Source organism: Halobacteriovorax sp., assembly GCF_048381875.1.
GTDB lineage: Bacteria > Bdellovibrionota > Bacteriovoracia > Bacteriovoracales > Bacteriovoracaceae > Halobacteriovorax_A > Halobacteriovorax_A vibrionivorans.
Window position 1 is genome coordinate 95470 of sequence record NZ_JBLXBP010000002.1, and the last position, 17480, is coordinate 112949.

15 protein-coding genes are annotated in these 17480 nt (G+C 34.8%); 9 read left to right on the top strand and 6 right to left on the bottom strand.

Annotation, left to right across the window (positions count from 1 at the left end):
* Window positions 1-60 precede the first annotated feature (60 nt).
* Window positions 61-1122: a peptide-methionine (R)-S-oxide reductase MsrB gene (gene msrB, locus ACN5L8_RS04660; protein ID WP_419172426.1), complete on the bottom strand. Its 1062-nt coding sequence runs from the start codon at window positions 1120-1122 to the stop codon at window positions 61-63.
* Window positions 1123-1247: 125 nt separating this feature from the next.
* Between msrB and ACN5L8_RS04665 the strand changes: the two genes are divergently transcribed.
* The 4 genes from ACN5L8_RS04665 (at window position 1248) to ACN5L8_RS04680 (ending at window position 10313) form a co-directional block, all read left to right on the top strand.
* The gene (locus ACN5L8_RS04665; protein ID WP_419172427.1) at window positions 1248-4361 is read left to right on the top strand and encodes an efflux RND transporter permease subunit; all 3114 of its coding nucleotides are present in this window, start codon (window positions 1248-1250) and stop codon (window positions 4359-4361) included.
* A 126-nt stretch (window positions 4362-4487) separates the two neighbouring features.
* Window positions 4488-6764, top strand: coding sequence for a BamA/OMP85 family outer membrane protein (locus ACN5L8_RS04670; protein ID WP_419172428.1), 2277 nt, complete (start codon window positions 4488-4490; stop codon window positions 6762-6764).
* Window positions 6765-6773: 9 nt separating this feature from the next.
* Window positions 6774-8510, top strand: a complete 1737-nt coding sequence (locus tag ACN5L8_RS04675; RefSeq protein WP_419172429.1) for a phosphatase PAP2 family protein — start codon at window positions 6774-6776, stop codon at window positions 8508-8510.
* A 3-nt stretch (window positions 8511-8513) separates the two neighbouring features.
* Window positions 8514-10313 carry a hypothetical protein gene (locus tag ACN5L8_RS04680; protein ID WP_419172430.1) on the top strand — a complete coding sequence of 600 codons (1800 nt, stop codon included), beginning with the start codon at window positions 8514-8516 and terminating at the stop codon, window positions 10311-10313.
* Here ACN5L8_RS04680 and ACN5L8_RS04685 read toward each other — a convergent pair.
* A complete protein-coding gene (locus tag ACN5L8_RS04685) occupies window positions 10310-10891 on the bottom strand; it encodes a DNA-3-methyladenine glycosylase I (protein ID WP_419172431.1) in 582 nt (193 codons plus the stop codon). The two genes, ACN5L8_RS04680 and ACN5L8_RS04685, sit on opposite strands and share 4 nt — an antisense overlap.
* Window positions 10892-10967: 76 nt before the next feature.
* On the opposite strand from ACN5L8_RS04685, the gene ACN5L8_RS04690 reads away from it, so the two are divergent.
* Window positions 10968-12242, top strand: a complete 1275-nt coding sequence (locus ACN5L8_RS04690; RefSeq protein WP_114706483.1) for a dicarboxylate/amino acid:cation symporter — start codon at window positions 10968-10970, stop codon at window positions 12240-12242.
* Window positions 12243-12316: 74 nt separating this feature from the next.
* Here the strand turns inward: ACN5L8_RS04690 and ACN5L8_RS04695 are convergent, their stop codons facing one another.
* Window positions 12317-12856, bottom strand: coding sequence for a YceI family protein (locus tag ACN5L8_RS04695; RefSeq protein WP_120404500.1), 540 nt, complete (start codon window positions 12854-12856; stop codon window positions 12317-12319).
* A 112-nt stretch (window positions 12857-12968) separates the two neighbouring features.
* On the opposite strand from ACN5L8_RS04695, the gene ACN5L8_RS04700 reads away from it, so the two are divergent.
* From ACN5L8_RS04700 to ACN5L8_RS04715, 4 genes are all read left to right on the top strand, one after another.
* Complete coding sequence (locus tag ACN5L8_RS04700) at window positions 12969-13835, top strand: LysR family transcriptional regulator (protein WP_419172432.1); 867 nt, start codon at window positions 12969-12971, stop codon at window positions 13833-13835.
* 99 nt (window positions 13836-13934) lie between these two features.
* Window positions 13935-14315: an RNA recognition motif domain-containing protein gene (locus ACN5L8_RS04705; protein ID WP_419172433.1), complete on the top strand. Its 381-nt coding sequence runs from the start codon at window positions 13935-13937 to the stop codon at window positions 14313-14315.
* An 8-nt stretch (window positions 14316-14323) separates the two neighbouring features.
* On the top strand, window positions 14324-14686 hold the full coding sequence (locus tag ACN5L8_RS04710; RefSeq protein ID WP_114706487.1) for a DUF1456 family protein: 363 nt from the start codon (window positions 14324-14326) through the stop codon (window positions 14684-14686).
* The gene (locus ACN5L8_RS04715) at window positions 14634-15479 is read left to right on the top strand and encodes a S1 RNA-binding domain-containing protein (RefSeq protein ID WP_419172434.1); all 846 of its coding nucleotides are present in this window, start codon (window positions 14634-14636) and stop codon (window positions 15477-15479) included. The genes ACN5L8_RS04710 and ACN5L8_RS04715 overlap by 53 nt, the downstream gene beginning before the upstream one ends.
* 58 nt (window positions 15480-15537) lie before the next feature.
* Here ACN5L8_RS04715 and ACN5L8_RS04720 read toward each other — a convergent pair whose 3' ends face one another.
* From ACN5L8_RS04720 to ACN5L8_RS04730, 3 genes are all read right to left on the bottom strand, one after another.
* Window positions 15538-15732, bottom strand: coding sequence for a cold-shock protein (locus tag ACN5L8_RS04720; protein ID WP_115360793.1), 195 nt, complete (start codon window positions 15730-15732; stop codon window positions 15538-15540).
* 105 nt (window positions 15733-15837) lie between these two features.
* A complete protein-coding gene (locus tag ACN5L8_RS04725) occupies window positions 15838-16239 on the bottom strand; it encodes an HIT domain-containing protein (protein ID WP_120404497.1) in 402 nt (133 codons plus the stop codon).
* On the bottom strand, window positions 16232-17449 hold the full coding sequence (locus tag ACN5L8_RS04730) for an NAD(P)/FAD-dependent oxidoreductase (protein ID WP_419172435.1): 1218 nt from the start codon (window positions 17447-17449) through the stop codon (window positions 16232-16234). Before ACN5L8_RS04730 ends, ACN5L8_RS04725 begins: the two co-directional genes overlap by 8 nt.
* Window positions 17450-17480: the final 31 nt, after the last annotated feature.

Below are 17480 nucleotides of genomic sequence, written 5' to 3' on the forward strand. Positions count from 1 at the left end.
ATATCGGATACTTGGGCCTAATCTTTAGAGTGTTTAGCTAAAGAATATATGTAATTTTAGCTATTTAAACAGTTTTTGATACTCACCATAACCTTCTTTCTCTAAATCTTGTTTAGGAATAAAGCGCAAAGATGCTGAGTTGATACAATAACGCTTCCCTTCAGGGCCTGGGCCATCGTCAAAAACGTGACCGAGGTGGGCATCTCCAGACTTCGATCGTACCTCGATTCGAGTCATAAAGAGTTTATTATCCTCTTTCGTTTTAACTAAGTCTTTATCTATTGGTTTAGTAAAGGCTGGCCATCCTGAACCAGAATCATATTTATCAAGAGAACTAAAAAGTGGCTCACCTGTTGTTATATCAACATAGATTCCTTCTTCTTTATGATCCCAATACTTATTAGCAAATGGACGCTCAGTCCCTTCTTTTTGAGTTACTTCATATTCTAATGAAGATAGCTTTTCCTTTAATTCTTTTTCACTTGGTTTCTTATACACTTTATTATCCTTTTTTGTTTCTTCGCATTTCAAAGGTTTTGAAGAATTGTTTCGAATAAATTGTCCTCGGCCAGATAGCTCTTTATAAGTCTTATATCTAATTGGGTTTTTCTTGTAATAATCTTGATGATACTCTTCAGCTGGATAGAAAGTCGATCCCTTTTCTATTGCCGTAACTATTGGTGAATCATACTTCTTACAAGCTTCAAGATTATTCTTCGAGTTTTGCGCTATATTCTTTTGTTTTTCATTTTCATAGAAAATCACAGTACGATATTGATTTCCCCTATCTGCAAATTGTCCTCCTTCATCAGTTGGATTTATATTATTCCAATAGATATCTAAGATTTGTTCGAGTTGAACTTTGTTATCATCATAAACAATTTGGACAACTTCAACATACTCGCTTTTACCTGATGATACGATTTGGTATGTAGGCTTAACTAAATCTTTAGTATTATCAGGGGCCATGTAACCAGAGGTAACACTTTTCACTCCCTTAATTTTTTCAAATGGAGCTTCCATACACCAGAAACAGCCACCACCGAGAGTAATCTTGGCAGCATTAACATTAATAGCGAAAAGAAGGCCGATAAATAGGTATACAGCTGTAATAATCTTCATTTATACCTCCATGAAACTATTATAACAGGTTCTCGTATAAGTATTCGTAGCTGATAGCCTAATTGTTACATAATATTATTAATGAAAGGTTTGACCTCCTGATTACGGCCACTTAAAATTGTCTTATGAAAAAACTCATTCAATACTTTATCGATAACCTACTTATCTCAAACGTTCTTTTCTTCAGTGTATTTGTTATTGCCATTTTTGCTTGGACAAAAATTCCAAAAGAAGAAATGCCAGAGTTTGAGTCACCTTATGTTCGCGTTTCCACAATTTACCCTGGAGCAAGTGCTGAGGATATTGAATTCTTTATTACAAAACCCATTGAAGAAGAATTAAAAAATGTAGCAGGCCTAGATGAAGTGCGATCAGTTTCCTCAACTGGCTCAAGTTCAATTACAGTTGTTATGCTTGAGAACTACCCTAATCCAAGAGAAGTCTACCTCGACATTCAAGATGCCGTACTTAGGGCCGATCTACCTAGTGAAGCAGAGATTCCAACATTTAGACAATTTAAATCATCTGAAAAAGCCTACATCGATGTTGGGTTTTACCTAGAGGGAAAGAGAGACTTAACAGTTGAAGACCGAGCAAGACTGCAGCAGCTTGTTAGAAACTTTGAAACACAAGTTAAAGCGCTACCTGCAGTATCGTCTGTTACTCGAAGTGGTTACCTTGATCCAGAAAATCATGTCCTTCTTGACCCATATAAAATCAAGCAAAACAGAATCTCAATTCACAACGTTGTAAGAAGTTTAAGAGAAAGTCATATTCGAGCACCGATTGGTGTATTAGAAGATACACAACAATCAAAGGTTACCTCTATTAATGAATTAGTTGATGAATCAGACTTTAAAGACTTGATGGTAACAGGTAATTACGAAGGTGATGGTGTCAGCCTCGATCAAATCGCAAGTTTTAAAAAGTCTTTTGAAAAAACGAATTCAATTTATAAAATCAATGGCCACGAAGGGATAATGCTCAACCTTAAAAAGAGTCATAATGTTGATATTCTAGCGGCCAATAAAGCAACACTTGCCTTTATTGAAAAGTATAAGAAGGGTCAACTTGATGATTTAAGGATTGTGACTCTCGATGATGAATCATATGATGTAAAAAACCGCCTATCAATTGTAGCAAGTAATGGGCTTCTAGGGTTTGGTCTTATTGTTCTCGTTCTCTTCCTATTCCTTGATTTTAAATCGGGGATTTGGGTAAGTATGGGAATTCCTTTTACTCTATGCTTTACCCTAATTTGTATGCTCATCTTTGATTTCACAATCAATAATATGACTCTGGCCGCTATTATTATTGTAATGGGAATCGTTGTTGATGATGCAATTATTGTTGCAGAAAATGTTGGCCGAATTACAGAAGATCATAAAGGCACATTAAAAGAATTAATGGATAAGGTTACAACAGAAGTAACTAAGTTACTAATGCCAATTACTAGTGCCATCGCCACAACATGCGTTGCCTTTGTTCCCCTTCTTTTCTTCGGTGGATGGTTTGGAAAGTTCGTGGCCGTACTTCCATTTATTATTACAATGATGTTAGTGGCTTCACTTATAGAGTCATTCTCTGTTTTACCGGCCCACGTTTATCAAAGAAAACCAAAGAAGAAACATGAAGTAAGTTGGTTTAGAAAATACGAACAAGTCTATGCAAACTTCTTAGAGAAGGCACTAAACTTTAGATTTTTAATAATCTTATTCTTTATATGTTCAACCGTTTTATCAGGATATCTTTTTACGACAAAATTAAAATTTGTCATGTTTCCACGAGAAGAAAGTAAAGAACTTAGCCTAAGTGTATATACAGAGAAAGGTACATCTAAAGCTGAAATCAATGAGTACCTAAAACCTCTAGAAGATATCTTACTTGAAGAATCACAACGACTAAGTATTGTTGGTTTTCGCTCTAACGTAGGTCAATCTCGTCGTGGAGGAGCTGTAAACTATAATCGAGCAAGTATAACTGTTGAGATTTTACCTGCCGATGAAAGAGAATTATCAGCAAATGATATCGTTGATATCTTAAAAGAGAGAACTAAAGACCTTCCAAATATAAAAGAAATTCGCTTCTTTAAATCACGCTGGGGAAGTGGCTCAGGTTCGACAATTGAGGCGCAAATTCAAGATAATGATGACGAAGTTAGAGAGAAAATTGCCAATCTTATTGCCGATCATCAAAAGAATAATAAGAAATTAAAAAATGTTGAAATTGAAAGACCAATAAATACAAAAGAATTCAACTTTAAAATTAACCAAAATGAGATCCTACGCTTTGGCCTTACTCCTAGTGATGTAACCACTTCTCTACGTACATTTGTCCAAGGTACTATTCTTTATACTCTTAAGAGTACTGATGAAGAGGTTGAGGTAAGACTAACTGTCGCAAAGAATTACAAAGTTGATATTGAAAAGCTAAAACAGTTAAGAATTGATAATGGAAAAGGTGGTTACGTACCAATTTCACGCTTTATTACTATTGAAGAAGTTGTAAAACCTTCAAATATAGAAAGAGTTGATTTTAAACGAACGACAATGGTTTATTCTGATATCGAAGAAGGAGCAAATACAACTCCTTTAGAAGTTGCAGAGTACTATGAAAATGAAGTCTTTCCTGAAATTTTAAAGAAGTATCCTTCTGCTATTATTAACTTTGTTGGTGAAATTGAAGAGACCAGAGAGTCAACTGGTGACTTTAAGATGGCAGGATTTCTGGTTATAGCACTTATTTATATGATTTTAACAATTCAATTTAAATCATTGTCTGCACCTCTAATTATTATGACAATTATACCTATTGGGATTTCAGGAGTTATCTATATTCTCATGGCCCACGGCATGGAGATCTTCGGCTTCTTCGCAGTTATTGGGGCCCTTGGAATGGTTGGGGTTGTTGTAAACGACTCGATTGTCCTCATTGATAAACTTATTAGAGAGACAAAGTATACAACGCACAAGACTCAACTTTATAAGCAGATCGCTCAAATCTCTTCCACAAGACTTAGAGCAATTATTTTAACTACATTAACGACTGTTATTGGAGTACTTCCTACGGCCTATGGGTTTGCTGGTTATGATTCAATGTTAGCAGAAATGATGCTTACAATGGGATGGGGTCTGGCCATTTCCACAATCATTACACTCTTTCTAACACCATCAATCTTCTCTCTTTTATCAAGATTTCTTGTGACGAAAGAAGAGCAACAAGAAGAAGCATTCTTATAATATTGCCCCTTGGAAACAAATACTTTCAAGGGGTTACATATTGAATTAACTTGTTCAAATTTTATACATATGGCCATAATTTTCAAAATAGACTTAACAGTTAATAAATAATGTTAGTTTTGTCTTATGACAAAGCTCTCTTTGAAAACAGGTATATTCACTATACTCCTCACCTACTTGTACCTAAGTATGGCACAGGTCTATGCTCAAGATTCCATGGAAATGGACTTAGTAATCAATGACATTACAATCGAAAATGATTTGGGTGAAGATATTGGAAATAATCTCTTGTTCGGAATTGAAGAGCTTGAAAGTAAGACAGGTGAAACTCTTGATATCGTCAAAGTAACAAATGATCTTGAAAATTTAAAAAAGAATAATGATGAAACATATGAAAATGTTGAACTTGAAGTACTGCCAATAGATTCAAGTAGCATTTCAATCAAATTTGAAATGCAAAAGAAAAGAATTATCAAAAGAATTTTAATAAGTATTGAAAGTATAGAAAAAGATAAGAATGACATTGATAATGACTTAAGAAAGGAACTTAAATTAAGACGAGGAGGAATCTTTAAGTCCAAGGATATGATGCTTGATATCTCCTCTATTGAAAACTTCTATAAGAAAAAAGGATATCCTCTTGTTAAAGTTAAAAAGAAACTAGAGCTAAATAGTGAGTCCGAAATTATCATCGACTTTAAAGTTCTCCTAAATACAGCTGAAGTTAAAGTTGATGACATTAAAATTTCTGGTAATAATTATTTCACTGATAAAGAATTAAATAAAATTATCAAATCTAAAGAGTCTTCTTTCTTCTCAAAGAATCTCTTTATTGAAGAAGAATACTTGAATGATATCGAAATCATTAAACGTCATTATATGGAAAGTGGTTTCATCAACATTGAAGTAGAAGCAGATTATAAAGTAAAAAAAGATGAAGCAGATATCAGCTTTAAAATTAATGAAAACAAGCAATTAAAATTAAACAAATTATCAATTGAAGGTAACTCTTTTTTAGAAACTCAAGAAATTCTTAATGTTTTAAACACAAAGTTACCCACGGCCTTTTCAATAAAGAAGCAAAGAGAGGCCATTCAAAGAGTGCGAGAACTATACGGAAATAATGGTTACATTTTCACACAAATAACGATGAATTATGACGATAAGAGTGAGAGCGCAACACTAGTTATCAACGAAGGTAAACCGCAAAAGATTATTAAAATTGAAATAATTGGTAATACAAAAACAGTACCAGAAGTTATTTATAAAAAGTTAAGTTTTAACATCGGAGAAATGGCAAATACAAGTAAGATTAATGAGTCTATATTGAACCTTTATAAAACTGGTTTCTTTAAAGATGTAAAAATTGACTTCTTCCCAATGACAACAAGTGCTGGGAAAGTAGTCATTCAGCTTCAAGAAAATAGCACTCAAACAATCCAATTCTCACTTGGTTCAGCCTATGGTGGAGCAGGTTTTGGAGTTTCTTTAAGTGACAATAATCTCTTTGGTACAGGAACATCACTTGCCCTATCAACAATGATCTCAAAAGAAATAAACCGTGTTGGGCTTGTTTATAATAATGAGAATATTTTTGGATCTGAAATTGATCTTAATATCAGTGGCAATCATGATTTTGAGAGAAGTTACCATTATAAAGAAAAGAAAACAGCTCTTAGAATAATGTTTGAAAAACAAATAAATAAGAACATAAGTCTAGGGCTAGGAACTCGCCTCGAGTTTGTTTCCATTGATAGCTTATCACAACAGTACTCAGATAATATCGACTTATCTGACACAAAAGATGTTGTAAGTGGCCTCATTGGTTCTTTCGCATATCGAATTCAAGATAAAGAAGAAAAAACTAATGGTGTAATATCTGTACATCTTCTACCTTCATTTCATAATCAAGAATTATTCTTTAAAGGTGTCGTTAATGCTCAAGTAACAAGAGATATTTATGAAAATGATGAAGGTGGTAAACATCAAATTTCAGGAAGAGTAACCCTAGGATATGCATCTCAAAGTACTCCTTTTTATGAAAGACTACAAGGTGGAGGAAATGGAACTATTCGTGGGTTTGAGTATGGATCAATAAATAAGGATGGCCAACTCGGATCTAACTCAATGATCTCAGCGAACATTACATATAGTCTTCCAATATATAAGGATATCTTTAGCGGTGTACTCTTTTTAGATGCATTTGCTCCAGGTAGTAGTGACTTCGCATTTGATGACTTTAGAGTAGTTGGTGGTCTTGGGCTACGCGCTCACATGAACGCAGGCCTTGTACAAGAAACATTTGAAGCAGGTGTCACTATCCCACTCATAAGCAGACAAAATGATATAACAAAACCTTTTTATTTTATAATTGGAGATTATGATCCAGCTTACAACTTATAGGAGATTGTAATGAAGAAGAGTCAATTACCTCAGCTAATAATGGCCCTTACCATTATTAGTGGAGTTAGTGTCCAGGCACAAAACTTAAAAGTATGTGACAGATTAAAGAAAGACTTTGATATTAAAGATGTTTCATTTGAAGAGTCACTTGATAAGGCTGAGCGCTATGCTAATTCAGATAAGCATTGTAAAGCGGCTCGAAGCTTTCAATTAGCAATGGTTAAGGATCAATCTAAAGCTCTTGAGCAAGGGCTAGATATCAAATTACTAAATGAGCTTTATGAAGGGAACTTCCTTAATGATTATGTAAACTTCTCATTATCTCTAAAAAAACTAATAAAGGATCATCCACAGTCAGAGCTAATGCATTTTCAAATGGCAAACCTCTATAATCAGAACCTACCTAAAGACATTAAAAATATGCCAATTGGTAATTTTGTAAAAGCAGATGGTAGTGCTAATAATATCGTTAATGAGTCAATTCTTGTTAACCAAGACTTCTTAAACAATTATCCAAATTCAAGATTTTCAAGAGAAGTTGAAGAAAATCTAGCTAATTCAAAAACGGTAGCTCTAAAAAAAGGGTTGGCCGACTTTAAAAATGAAGTTTGGCTTAATAGAAAGTCTGAAGATAAAGATATTTACGAATATCAAGCTGCAATTCTAATGAATCAGATAGTTGAAGCAAATGACGGACGCACAAAATCTCAAGCTCTATTAGAACTATTTGAGCTATTTGCAGACAATCAAAATCTAAAAGATGCAAAAGAGAGAATGTCAAATTTAGCATCATTAATTGAAACAAGTGAAGATGTAAAAAGATCAGAGCTAAGAAAAGTAAGTAAGGAGCTTAAAAAAATAGGAGAAGTCCCTCAAACAACGAGTCTTTTGGATTTAAATATTAAAATACAAGAAGCTAGTGAACTTCAACAATCAATGCTTAGCAATGATGACTTAAAAGAATTAATCAAAAGTAAAAAAGGTAATGATCGTTCAATCTTTATGCCTATTGAATTCTCTGATTCTGAAAAATCAATGATGCTAAAAACACTTGGTGTTGTTGGTGTAATGATGGCCTTTGATAAGCCTTTAATGGATTTTGTACAAGATAATAAGAACGATACAATGACAACAATTACTGATTTTACTAACCTCTTTGGAGAAAAAGCAGGACTGCTTCCTGTAGTTGGTGCTTCAATGGCAATCGGACTTGTTTTTAAGAATGATCAATTTAAAAGAGCTGCCGTTAGAAGTGTCGGAGCCGTTCTAATTGGACAATTAGCAACTCAATTACTTAAGTCTTTGAGCTCACGTGCAAGACCTCGTGAAGGAAAAGGTCCATATCACTTTGATGGTGTAAACTTTGGACGAAATAACACTTCTTTCTCTTCTGGTCACTCTGCTGGAGCATGGTCAGTTATGACTGTATTTGCAACAGAGTTTAAAGACACAAAAATTGTACCGATTGCAGCCTATTCTCTTGCTGCTTTAACGAGTTTTGCAAGAGTCTACAAGAATGCTCACTGGTTCTCTGACGTTACTCTAGGCGCCCTAATTGGATGGGTATCAGGTAAAATTATGTATCGTTTATTTGATAAAAAAGAAGACGGCCCAGTAAGTTTTACGCCAGTAACTGGAGATCTAAACGGTGCTGCTGTAACTTATAAGGTAGATGGGCAAAAAGACCTTAGAGCTTGGCCTATCGATTATTATCAACTAGTTTTTAATAATAAAGAGTCTGAGTAATACTTGAAAACTGCACTGGTTATCATATTCACTTTAATACTATCAATTGGCGTAAGTTCAAGTACTTATGCCATTGATTATAGTGTTTCTGATAATCAGGATGTTTTATTAGATATTAATAAAACTATAAATAAGCGTTGGCGTGACCTAAAAGAATTACAAGAGAACTCTGACTGGGTTGATACTCAGCTTAAACTCCAATATTTTGGAACAATTTATCAAAAAGGCTGGTTTGGGCCAAAAGTTCAACGTCAAATTATGCCATCTTTAGATGGAAAATACATTGTTGTTGATTCTATCTCTGTGGGTGTACCAATTCTTAAGCAAATGGCCTATTTAGGAACAAACTTTTTAATTAGATCTTCTTTACCATTCATTCAAGGTACTCCAACTGAAGAAAGACATTTCTCTAAGGCAACAGCTGTAGATAGTTATGAAGAAGCTATTGAGCTAAAGCATATGGAAGTAATAGACTTACCGACTTCACGTGAGAGATTCAATTCGTTGAGAGTGGGTCAACAAGTAAATACTGTCCTAACATCTGGTTTTGCTTCAAGAGTAAACCTTCTTTGGCTTGATTTTCTAAATGTTGTGATTCCAGAAGTTACGACTTTTGCACCAAAAGCAAAATTGAAAATTTCAAAATCATTAGATGTAACAATTGAGAAAGAACAAAATGACATTGCAATAATAACAATAAAGCACCTCGATGATATGTCTAAAGGTGCAGGACTAGGCTTAAGTTTAATTGTCGATGAGATTATTGATCTTCCAATTTCAATCGGCATTAATGAATCACAGGGCTACTCACCTATTGTCTTTAATCTAAAAAAGAGCAAACAAGAAATAAATCAACTAATCTACCGCCTTGATTTGAGTACACCAGAAGGACTTAAAGCTTACCTGAGTTTTCTTGATCAAGACTTTTCAGAGATTCAAGATCTAGAAGAAAGTGGAAATGATAGTGTCGAACTTTTTATGAAAAAAGAAGGCCAAAGAAATAATTCTGAATTTAACTGGGGTTTAAACTTTGTTCTATGGAAGACAGGTGCCCGCTATATAAGTGAAAACGGAAAATATGAAACTAGGTTTAAAGATGGTGAAAACCTAAAGTACGAAGAAATTATTTATTCAAAGGTCAGTGATCATAAAGGATTCTCAGGCAAGGAGAAAAGAAACTATAACTTAAAGGCCGTTGTACCTACAAATGATAATGCGACAAAGTCTTTTAGCCTAACTATCAATTACTCTTATTCTGATGATGACAGTTCAGGAAGAGAGTTAAACCAAGAGGCAGACTTTTTATATGAGCGCTACCTTGATAATGGGATGAGAATTGATTTCGATAAAAACCAAGACTATGGAAAAGTCCAAATTTATTCATCACTTATCTTTTCAACAAAGGCAATTGAGGAGCTTATAGAAGTCGATGACTTCACCCTTTGGGAGTCCATTGCATTAGCATTTGAATATACAGATTCTCTAATATGGATAAGTGAAGAAGATCGCAACGACTTTAGAAGAGATAATTATGTGTACGAACATTCTGTCCGTAAGAGAAATCATCTTTCAGCTAATCAAAAGAAGAAACTTAAACAACTTGAAAACTTAAAATTAGCACAAAGAGTATATAAGCTATTTGATAAATTACGTTCAAATATCTCGGTAAAAGAAAAGGCCAAGCTTCTTGTTCATGGACTAAAGTCATCAAAGCTAGCACCAGTCGTGCAAAAAGCAATGGTCAATATAATTGGGATTAACGATTTAATGGGACAAGGATATATAAAGGGAAATCTCTACTAATCTTTTAATCGCCTTAACTTCTTTCCATGTAAATAACAATTAGTACTATGATCTTGAACGATGCCACATGCCTGAAGAAATGCATAAACAATAGTACTTCCGACAAAACGAAAACCTCTTCTTTTCAAATCTTTTGATATTTGATCACTTAATTGTGTTTTAGAGGGATATTCTTTTAGATTTTTAAATGAGTTATATATAGTTTTTCCCTCTGTAAAAGACCAGATATACTTATCAAAGCTACCAAACTCTTTTTGAATCTTTATAAAAGCCTTTGCGTTTGAAATAGTTGACTCGATTTTAAGGCGATTTCTAATAATTCCTGGATTATTCATAAGTTTTTCAACTTTAGCAGGAGTAATCTTTGAGACCTTCTTTATATCAAATTGGTGAAAGGCCTTACGATAATTATCACGCTTCTTGAGAACTGTTTCCCAGCTAAGCCCGGCCTGGGCACCCTCTAAAATGAGGAATTCAAATAATACTTGATCATCATGCACAGGTCTTCCCCATTCACGGTCATGGTACTTCACATATTGATCGTTAGATAATTTAAGCCACGGGCATCTTTCTTTCATAGAAAAAATTATATCTCTTTTTTTAATTACGGTTAAGTATTAAAATATAAGCTAGTGCTTTAAAGAAGGAAAATAAATGAAAAAAGTCGTTAAAAATCTTAGCTTCTGGGTCCTTATCGCTGGGATTCTAGGGTATATATTTGGGTCAATTTTTGGTGACCCATCTTGGGCAACAATGAAGACGCCACCAAACTTCTATCAAATAATCGTTATGATTAAGTCAGTATTTATTAGTGCTCTTAAGATGATGATTGCACCAATGATTTTCTTCTCTCTTATTGGAGGGATTATCAATATTGGTGAGATCACAAAGCTTAAATCAATGGGACTAGTAACTATCACTTACTATGTCTCAACGACGATTATCGCAATTATGATTGGCCTTACTGCTGTTTTCTTTATTCATCCATGGAAGAATTCAGGTGTTACCATAAAGACCAAGGATACAATTACTCAACAAAAGCCTGCTCAGTTTATTGAAGAAGGCTCAAACTCGATTCCTGTAGTTATTAAGAAAGTATTTGAGACAGCTCTTGTTAACCCATTTCACGCTCTTGCAAATAATAATATTTTAGGAATTGTAACTGCGGCACTTCTACTTGGGATGTCATTATTAATTGTTCATCATACTTCAAATCCACTATATCAAATCGTAAAGGACCTCAATATTGTCATAAATAAGGTACTTCATTGGATTATAAACCTCAGTCCAATTGGAATCTTTGCCATCGTCTTTGATTTTAAGGTGAAGGTTTCTGGAGATATCTTTAGTGAACTGCTTTCATTTGCCCTACTAGTCTTTGGGGCCACCATGGTTCACGGCCTTTTGGTTTTACCATCAATAGCTTGGTTCTTTGGAAAGCTTAATCCAATTGATCTATTTAAAAAGACGGCCCGCCCCCTTCTTCTTGCCCTGTCAACAGCATCAAGTTCAGCAACTCTTCCTGTTACAATGCAAACTTGTGAAGAAGAGTTAGGAGTTACAAAAGGAGTCAGTGGTTTTGTTTTTCCTCTCGGTGCTACAATGAATATGGATGGTACAGCATTATTTGAAGGTATTGCGGCCATCTTTTTGGCAAATCTCTACGGGATTGAATTATCTGGTGTTGCCATGTTCTCAATATTCTTTATGGCAATGCTCTCATCTGTTGGAGCTCCAGGAATGCCATCAGGTTCAATGTCGGGCATGCAAATGGTATTATTAGCGGCCGGGATTCCTCTTGAAGCAATTGGTATCCTCCTTGTGATTGAAAGGCCTCTAGACACATTTAGAACGGCCGTGAATGTGGAAGGAGATATCATTGGTGCTGTCGTCACTCAAAGATACTTAGATAAAAGAGAAGCAACTTAATAGGTACGTCGATACTTTTGGAATGACCAAAAGTATCGACGTACCTAAAACTATTTGAGAGAGTCTTAACCTAACTACTTAAGAACAACATTAAATGCTAGGCTAACTTTATTATCAATTGCCTTATCACCTAAACTTTTGAAGAAGCTTTTAGATCCGTACTTAATTCCAAAATCTGTTCTATCAAACTCAAGTGTTCCAACAAATTTCTTTCCATTATTAGCAGCAAGGAAAGTTACTTCCTTTGTTTTACCCATAATTGTCATATCCGCTTTTACTGTAAAACCTTTTACTTCTTTAATTTTTAATGTAGCAGTTGGGTATTTCTTTACATTGAAGAAGTCTTCATTTTTAAGGTGACCATTTAATTTATCTAGCCACTCACCTTCAAGATCTGTTGCTGTAAAAGAATTCATATCAACGACAACTGTTCCTGATACAAGCTGACCTTTTTCAACTTTAACATCTCCAGATTTAATTTTAACTGTACCAAAGTGGCGACCTGTTACTTTTGTTCCCTGCCAGTAGATCGTTGACTTAGCAGTGTCGATTGTCGCTGCATTTGTTGTAAAAACCGTTAGCGCAGCAAAAGCAAAAACTAATAACTTCTTCATAATATTTTCCTCCATTTGATTATTGAATTATGAAATTTCTTAAAAATATAATAGCAAAACATAGTGGAAAATAAAGATCATTATTGGCGACAAGTTGTGCTATAATTAGTCCATGATTTGGATAACGATAGAACAGATTAAATGCCTTCAGGCCCTTGATGAGGCCGGAAGTTTCACTAAGGCCGCAACAGCACTAGCAAAGGCGAAGTCTGCGGTAATTTACTCAATTAACAATCTCGAAGAGCAAGTAGGATTCCCTCTTGTGGATCGAACGAGCTACCGGCCTCAAATTACTAATAAGGGTAGAGACTTTCTCAATGAAGCGGCCAAGCTAACAGCTCAATATGATCATCTTATTGAAAAAACCAAGCAAATTTCATCTAATGTAGAGACTCGTGTTTCCATTTCAGTATCAGGAATCTACGAACAAGAAAAGCTTTATCCAATTATCAAAAAGGCCATGTCGCTTTACCCTTCCACAGAAATTATTCTTGAAAAAGAAATACTAAGTGGAGAGAAAATGCTCATGGAAGGTCGAGTTGATTTAGCAATATTTGAAGATCTTTCTCGTACGAAAAATTTTGAGTTCAAGCCTGTTGGTGAAGTTGATATGTACCTAGTTATTGCAAAAGATCATCCTTTTCTTGATTTACCTAAGAAAGAACAGAGTTTCGCTAGTCTTGTGCAATATCCACAAATCATCCAAAGAAGTACCATTCCGGATGAAACAATAAAACTTGGTGTAATGGATGAAGCTCTAAAGTGGCGAGTAACCGATACTCCTTCAAAGAAAGAGATAATTCTTAATGGTTTTGGCTGGGGACGTCTGCCCTCAACGATGATTAAAGATGAGCTTAAGAAAGGTAGCTTGATTCATCTTAAGTCCCTAGAGAAGAAATCACTTGTAAAATTCTGTCTTGGACACAAAAAAGGCCATCAACTAGGAGAAGTGGCCCGATTTATCTGGGATTCTTTCTAGATACCTAAAAGAATTACCTATTTTCAAAGGTTTTCTCCCTTTTTTCAGTGATAAGTGTTAGGTTGGGCCATTATTATTGATTTTAACCACAAGGTCCAAATGGAAACTATTTATATTGGAAATCTCAATTACAAGACTTCTGCACAAAACCTTAAGGGAATTTTTTCTCGCTACGGTAAAGTAAGTGATGTGAATCTTCTTAAAATTCCAGGAACTGAAAAAAGTAAAGGTATTGCTTTTGTAAAAATGCAAAAGAAAGACCAGGCACAAAAGGCCATAGATAGTCTAAATGCCACTCAACTTGATGGTAGAACTGTTAAGGTCTCATTTGCAATTGATAATCACGAAGTAAAAAAGCAGCGTGAAGTGGAAGATAAGAAAAAAGTAGCTAAAGAAATAAGCGAAGAAAAAATTATTATCGCTAAGAAACGTCGCCGTCGTCGTGGCCTACAAGAATTATTTGATAACGTTAGAAAGTAGGCACTGAAATGACGAATAATGATATTTTAAAAAAGCTGCGAATTGCTCTTTCTCTAAAAGATTTTGAAATCATCGAAATCTTAAAACTTGTCGAATTTGAAATGACTAAAACTGAACTTTCAGCTCTATTTCGAAAAGATGATCACCCTAATTATAAGGAATGTGGCGATCAAGTACTAAGAAAGTTTCTAAATGGTTTAATCATTAAAAACCGTGGAACGAGAGAAGAAAGGGCCGAAAAAGCTGCGGCCAATGCAAAGAAGCCTACAGCAAATAAAGCGGCTCCAAAAACAAAGAAACACTCAAAGGTAAAATCAAATGGTTCATATAGGAAAAATAAACCTTCTAAAGGTCCTAAAAAAACTTCATAACGGTTATCGTCTAATTGACCTAGAAGGAACTCAGGAAGTCTTTCTTCCAGAGGACTTCGCACCTTTAAAAATCACGATAGGTGGTGACTTAAAGGTCTTCATCTATCCAGATACTCAGGGAGAGCTAGTGGCCACAACAGAGATGCCATTTGCATGTGTTGGTGAGTATGCTCTATTAAAAGTTGTTGAAGTTCAAGAGTTTGGTGCTTTCTTTGACTTTGGTATTAGTAAAGATCTGCTTGTTCCTGGAAATGAACAAAAAATAAAAGTTCGTCCATATGAGTCTCACCTTGTGCGAGTTTGTAAAGAGGACGGTACAGGAAGAATCTTTGGTACAACAAAACTTGGTCAATATATTCAAGGCTCAGACTTTGATATAAGTGAAGGAGATCAAGTTGATATTCAAATTGCTTCTCAAACTGAGCTTGGTCATCGTGTAATTGTAAATCGTAAATTTATTGGAATGATCTATAAGAATGAAACATTCCAACGAGTTTTAGTTGGTAACACATATCAAGCATTCGTAAAAAAGATCCGTGAAGACGGACTTGTGGATGTGGCCTTGCAAGAACAAGGAATTAAAAACTTAGTTGATTCAAAAGATGTTATTTTAGACTTTTTAAAACGCAATGGCGGCTCAAGTATCTTACATGACAAAAGTTCACCAGAAGATATTAAGAACTTTCTAGGAATGAGTAAGAAAACATTTAAGAAATCGATTGGTATGCTTTATAAAGACAAGCTTATCGAAATAAATGATAATGGAATAAAATTAGTAGAAGATAATAGATAAAGAAAAGCCTCGCAATAGCGAGGCTTTTTTAATAAGTGAATTTGCAATATTATATATATTAATTAGTTACTTTAACATTAATAGCGCATGGACCTTTTGGACCTTCACCTAATTCGTATTCTACTTTGTCACCATCATTAGGTTCTCCACCTTGAACTGATGAAATGTGAAAGAAAAGATCTCCACCATCATCTTTTGTGATGAAACCGAAACCCTTTGTTGAATTGTAGAACTTAACTGTACCTGTACTCATTTTAATAAACCTCTTAAAAAAATTGTTTTTGTTAAGATAATTTTACCCTACAAGTAGCCAAATACCTACGAAAAAAGGAAAAAAAATTTATTTTGCTGTCCATTGTCAGTTTCGTGAAAAAGCCTCTTTAAGTTTCACTTCTAACTCTTTGATTTTAAAAGATTCTTTTTTTGACTTTGTGCCCCAAATAGCTCCGGGCCACGCTCTATCACTAGAGTAACGAGCGATAATATGAACATGTAATTGCGCAACCATATTCCCTAGAGCGCCAATATTTATCTTTTCAGGCCCAAAATTCTTATCAAAAAATAATGAAACTTCGTTAATTTCATCCATCAATTGTATTTGATCCTGACGTGATAATTCATGCACTTCTCTTATGTCTTCAAGACGTGGAATTAAAACGGCCCATGGGTTTTCAGTATCGGGAAGGAGCATGAGCTTACAAAGTTTTAAGTCACAAATCTCTACTAAGTCTTTCTTTAAAGTTGGGTGTAAACTAAACATTGAGTTTTCCTTTTATCGATTTCGCAACTTGAAAAGCTGTCGAAAAACATCCTTGTAAGAGATATCCTCCAGTAGGTGCTTCAAAGTCTAACATCTCACCTATAAAGTAATATCGATCATTAATTTTCATACTTAGGTCTTCGTTTAATGAAGAAAAACAAACTCCACCAGATGTTGAGATGGCCTCATCCATTGGACGAGTTCTTCGAGCAGTAATTAAACAGTCCTTAATAACATGTGCAAGATATTCCTTATCAACTTGTGCCTTCTTGCGATCAAGAACTTCATACAAAAGAGCAAGTGCCACTTTATCTAAACCTAATCCTTTCCTTAATCGATTTGTAAGAGAGTCTTTTCCCCTCTTAGCAACTTTCTCAAGGACTTCTTTAAAAGTGAGATCAGGCTTGAGGTCAATACTAATGACTCCTTCACCTACTTCATCAATTTCATCACGAACAAAGTTAGAGATAGCATAGATAGCGCCACCTTCTAGGCCATATGGAGTTAGCATAATCTCACCTCGAGCAGACTCTCCTCGACTAGTCACAATGACATTCTTTACAAAGCCTCGGTCAACTTTTTCTAAAAAGTGCGATGACCATTCAACTTCAAAGCCACAATTCATGGCCTTTAGCTTACGAGTTTCAACTCCAAGTTTTTCGATATAATCGATCCACTTACCATCACTACCTGTCTTTTTCCAACTTCCGCCTCCAAGAGCGAAAATATAATAATCAGCTCTAACTATTTTTTGGGCATGCTCATGACGAAAGACAAGATCGCCATCATCAAGAATATATTCTAATTCGTGTTTTAAATGGAGATGAAAATTAGGAAGATCTTTTAGTGCCTTCATCCATTGATAGAGAATATCAGCGGCCTTCATTTTCTTTGGAAAAATACGTCCGCTTGAACCAATAAACGTTTCTGTACCAAGCTCTTTTGCCCAATTAACAAGATCCATCGGAGTAAAGTCTTCAATATACTTTTTAAATCGCGCTTCATTAATACCATATCGCTTAACAAAGCTTGATAACTCTTCACCGTGGGTAAGATTTAAGCCGCTATTTCCAGCAACTAAGAACTTCTTTCCAACTCCACCTGTTTTTTCATAGAGGTGAACTTCAATATTATTTTTTAACAGCTCATATGCGCAGAAGAGGCCGGCCGGGCCTCCTCCAACGATGGCAACCTTTACTTGTTTTGACATGTTCAAATTTTAACATGCTAGCAAGTGACAG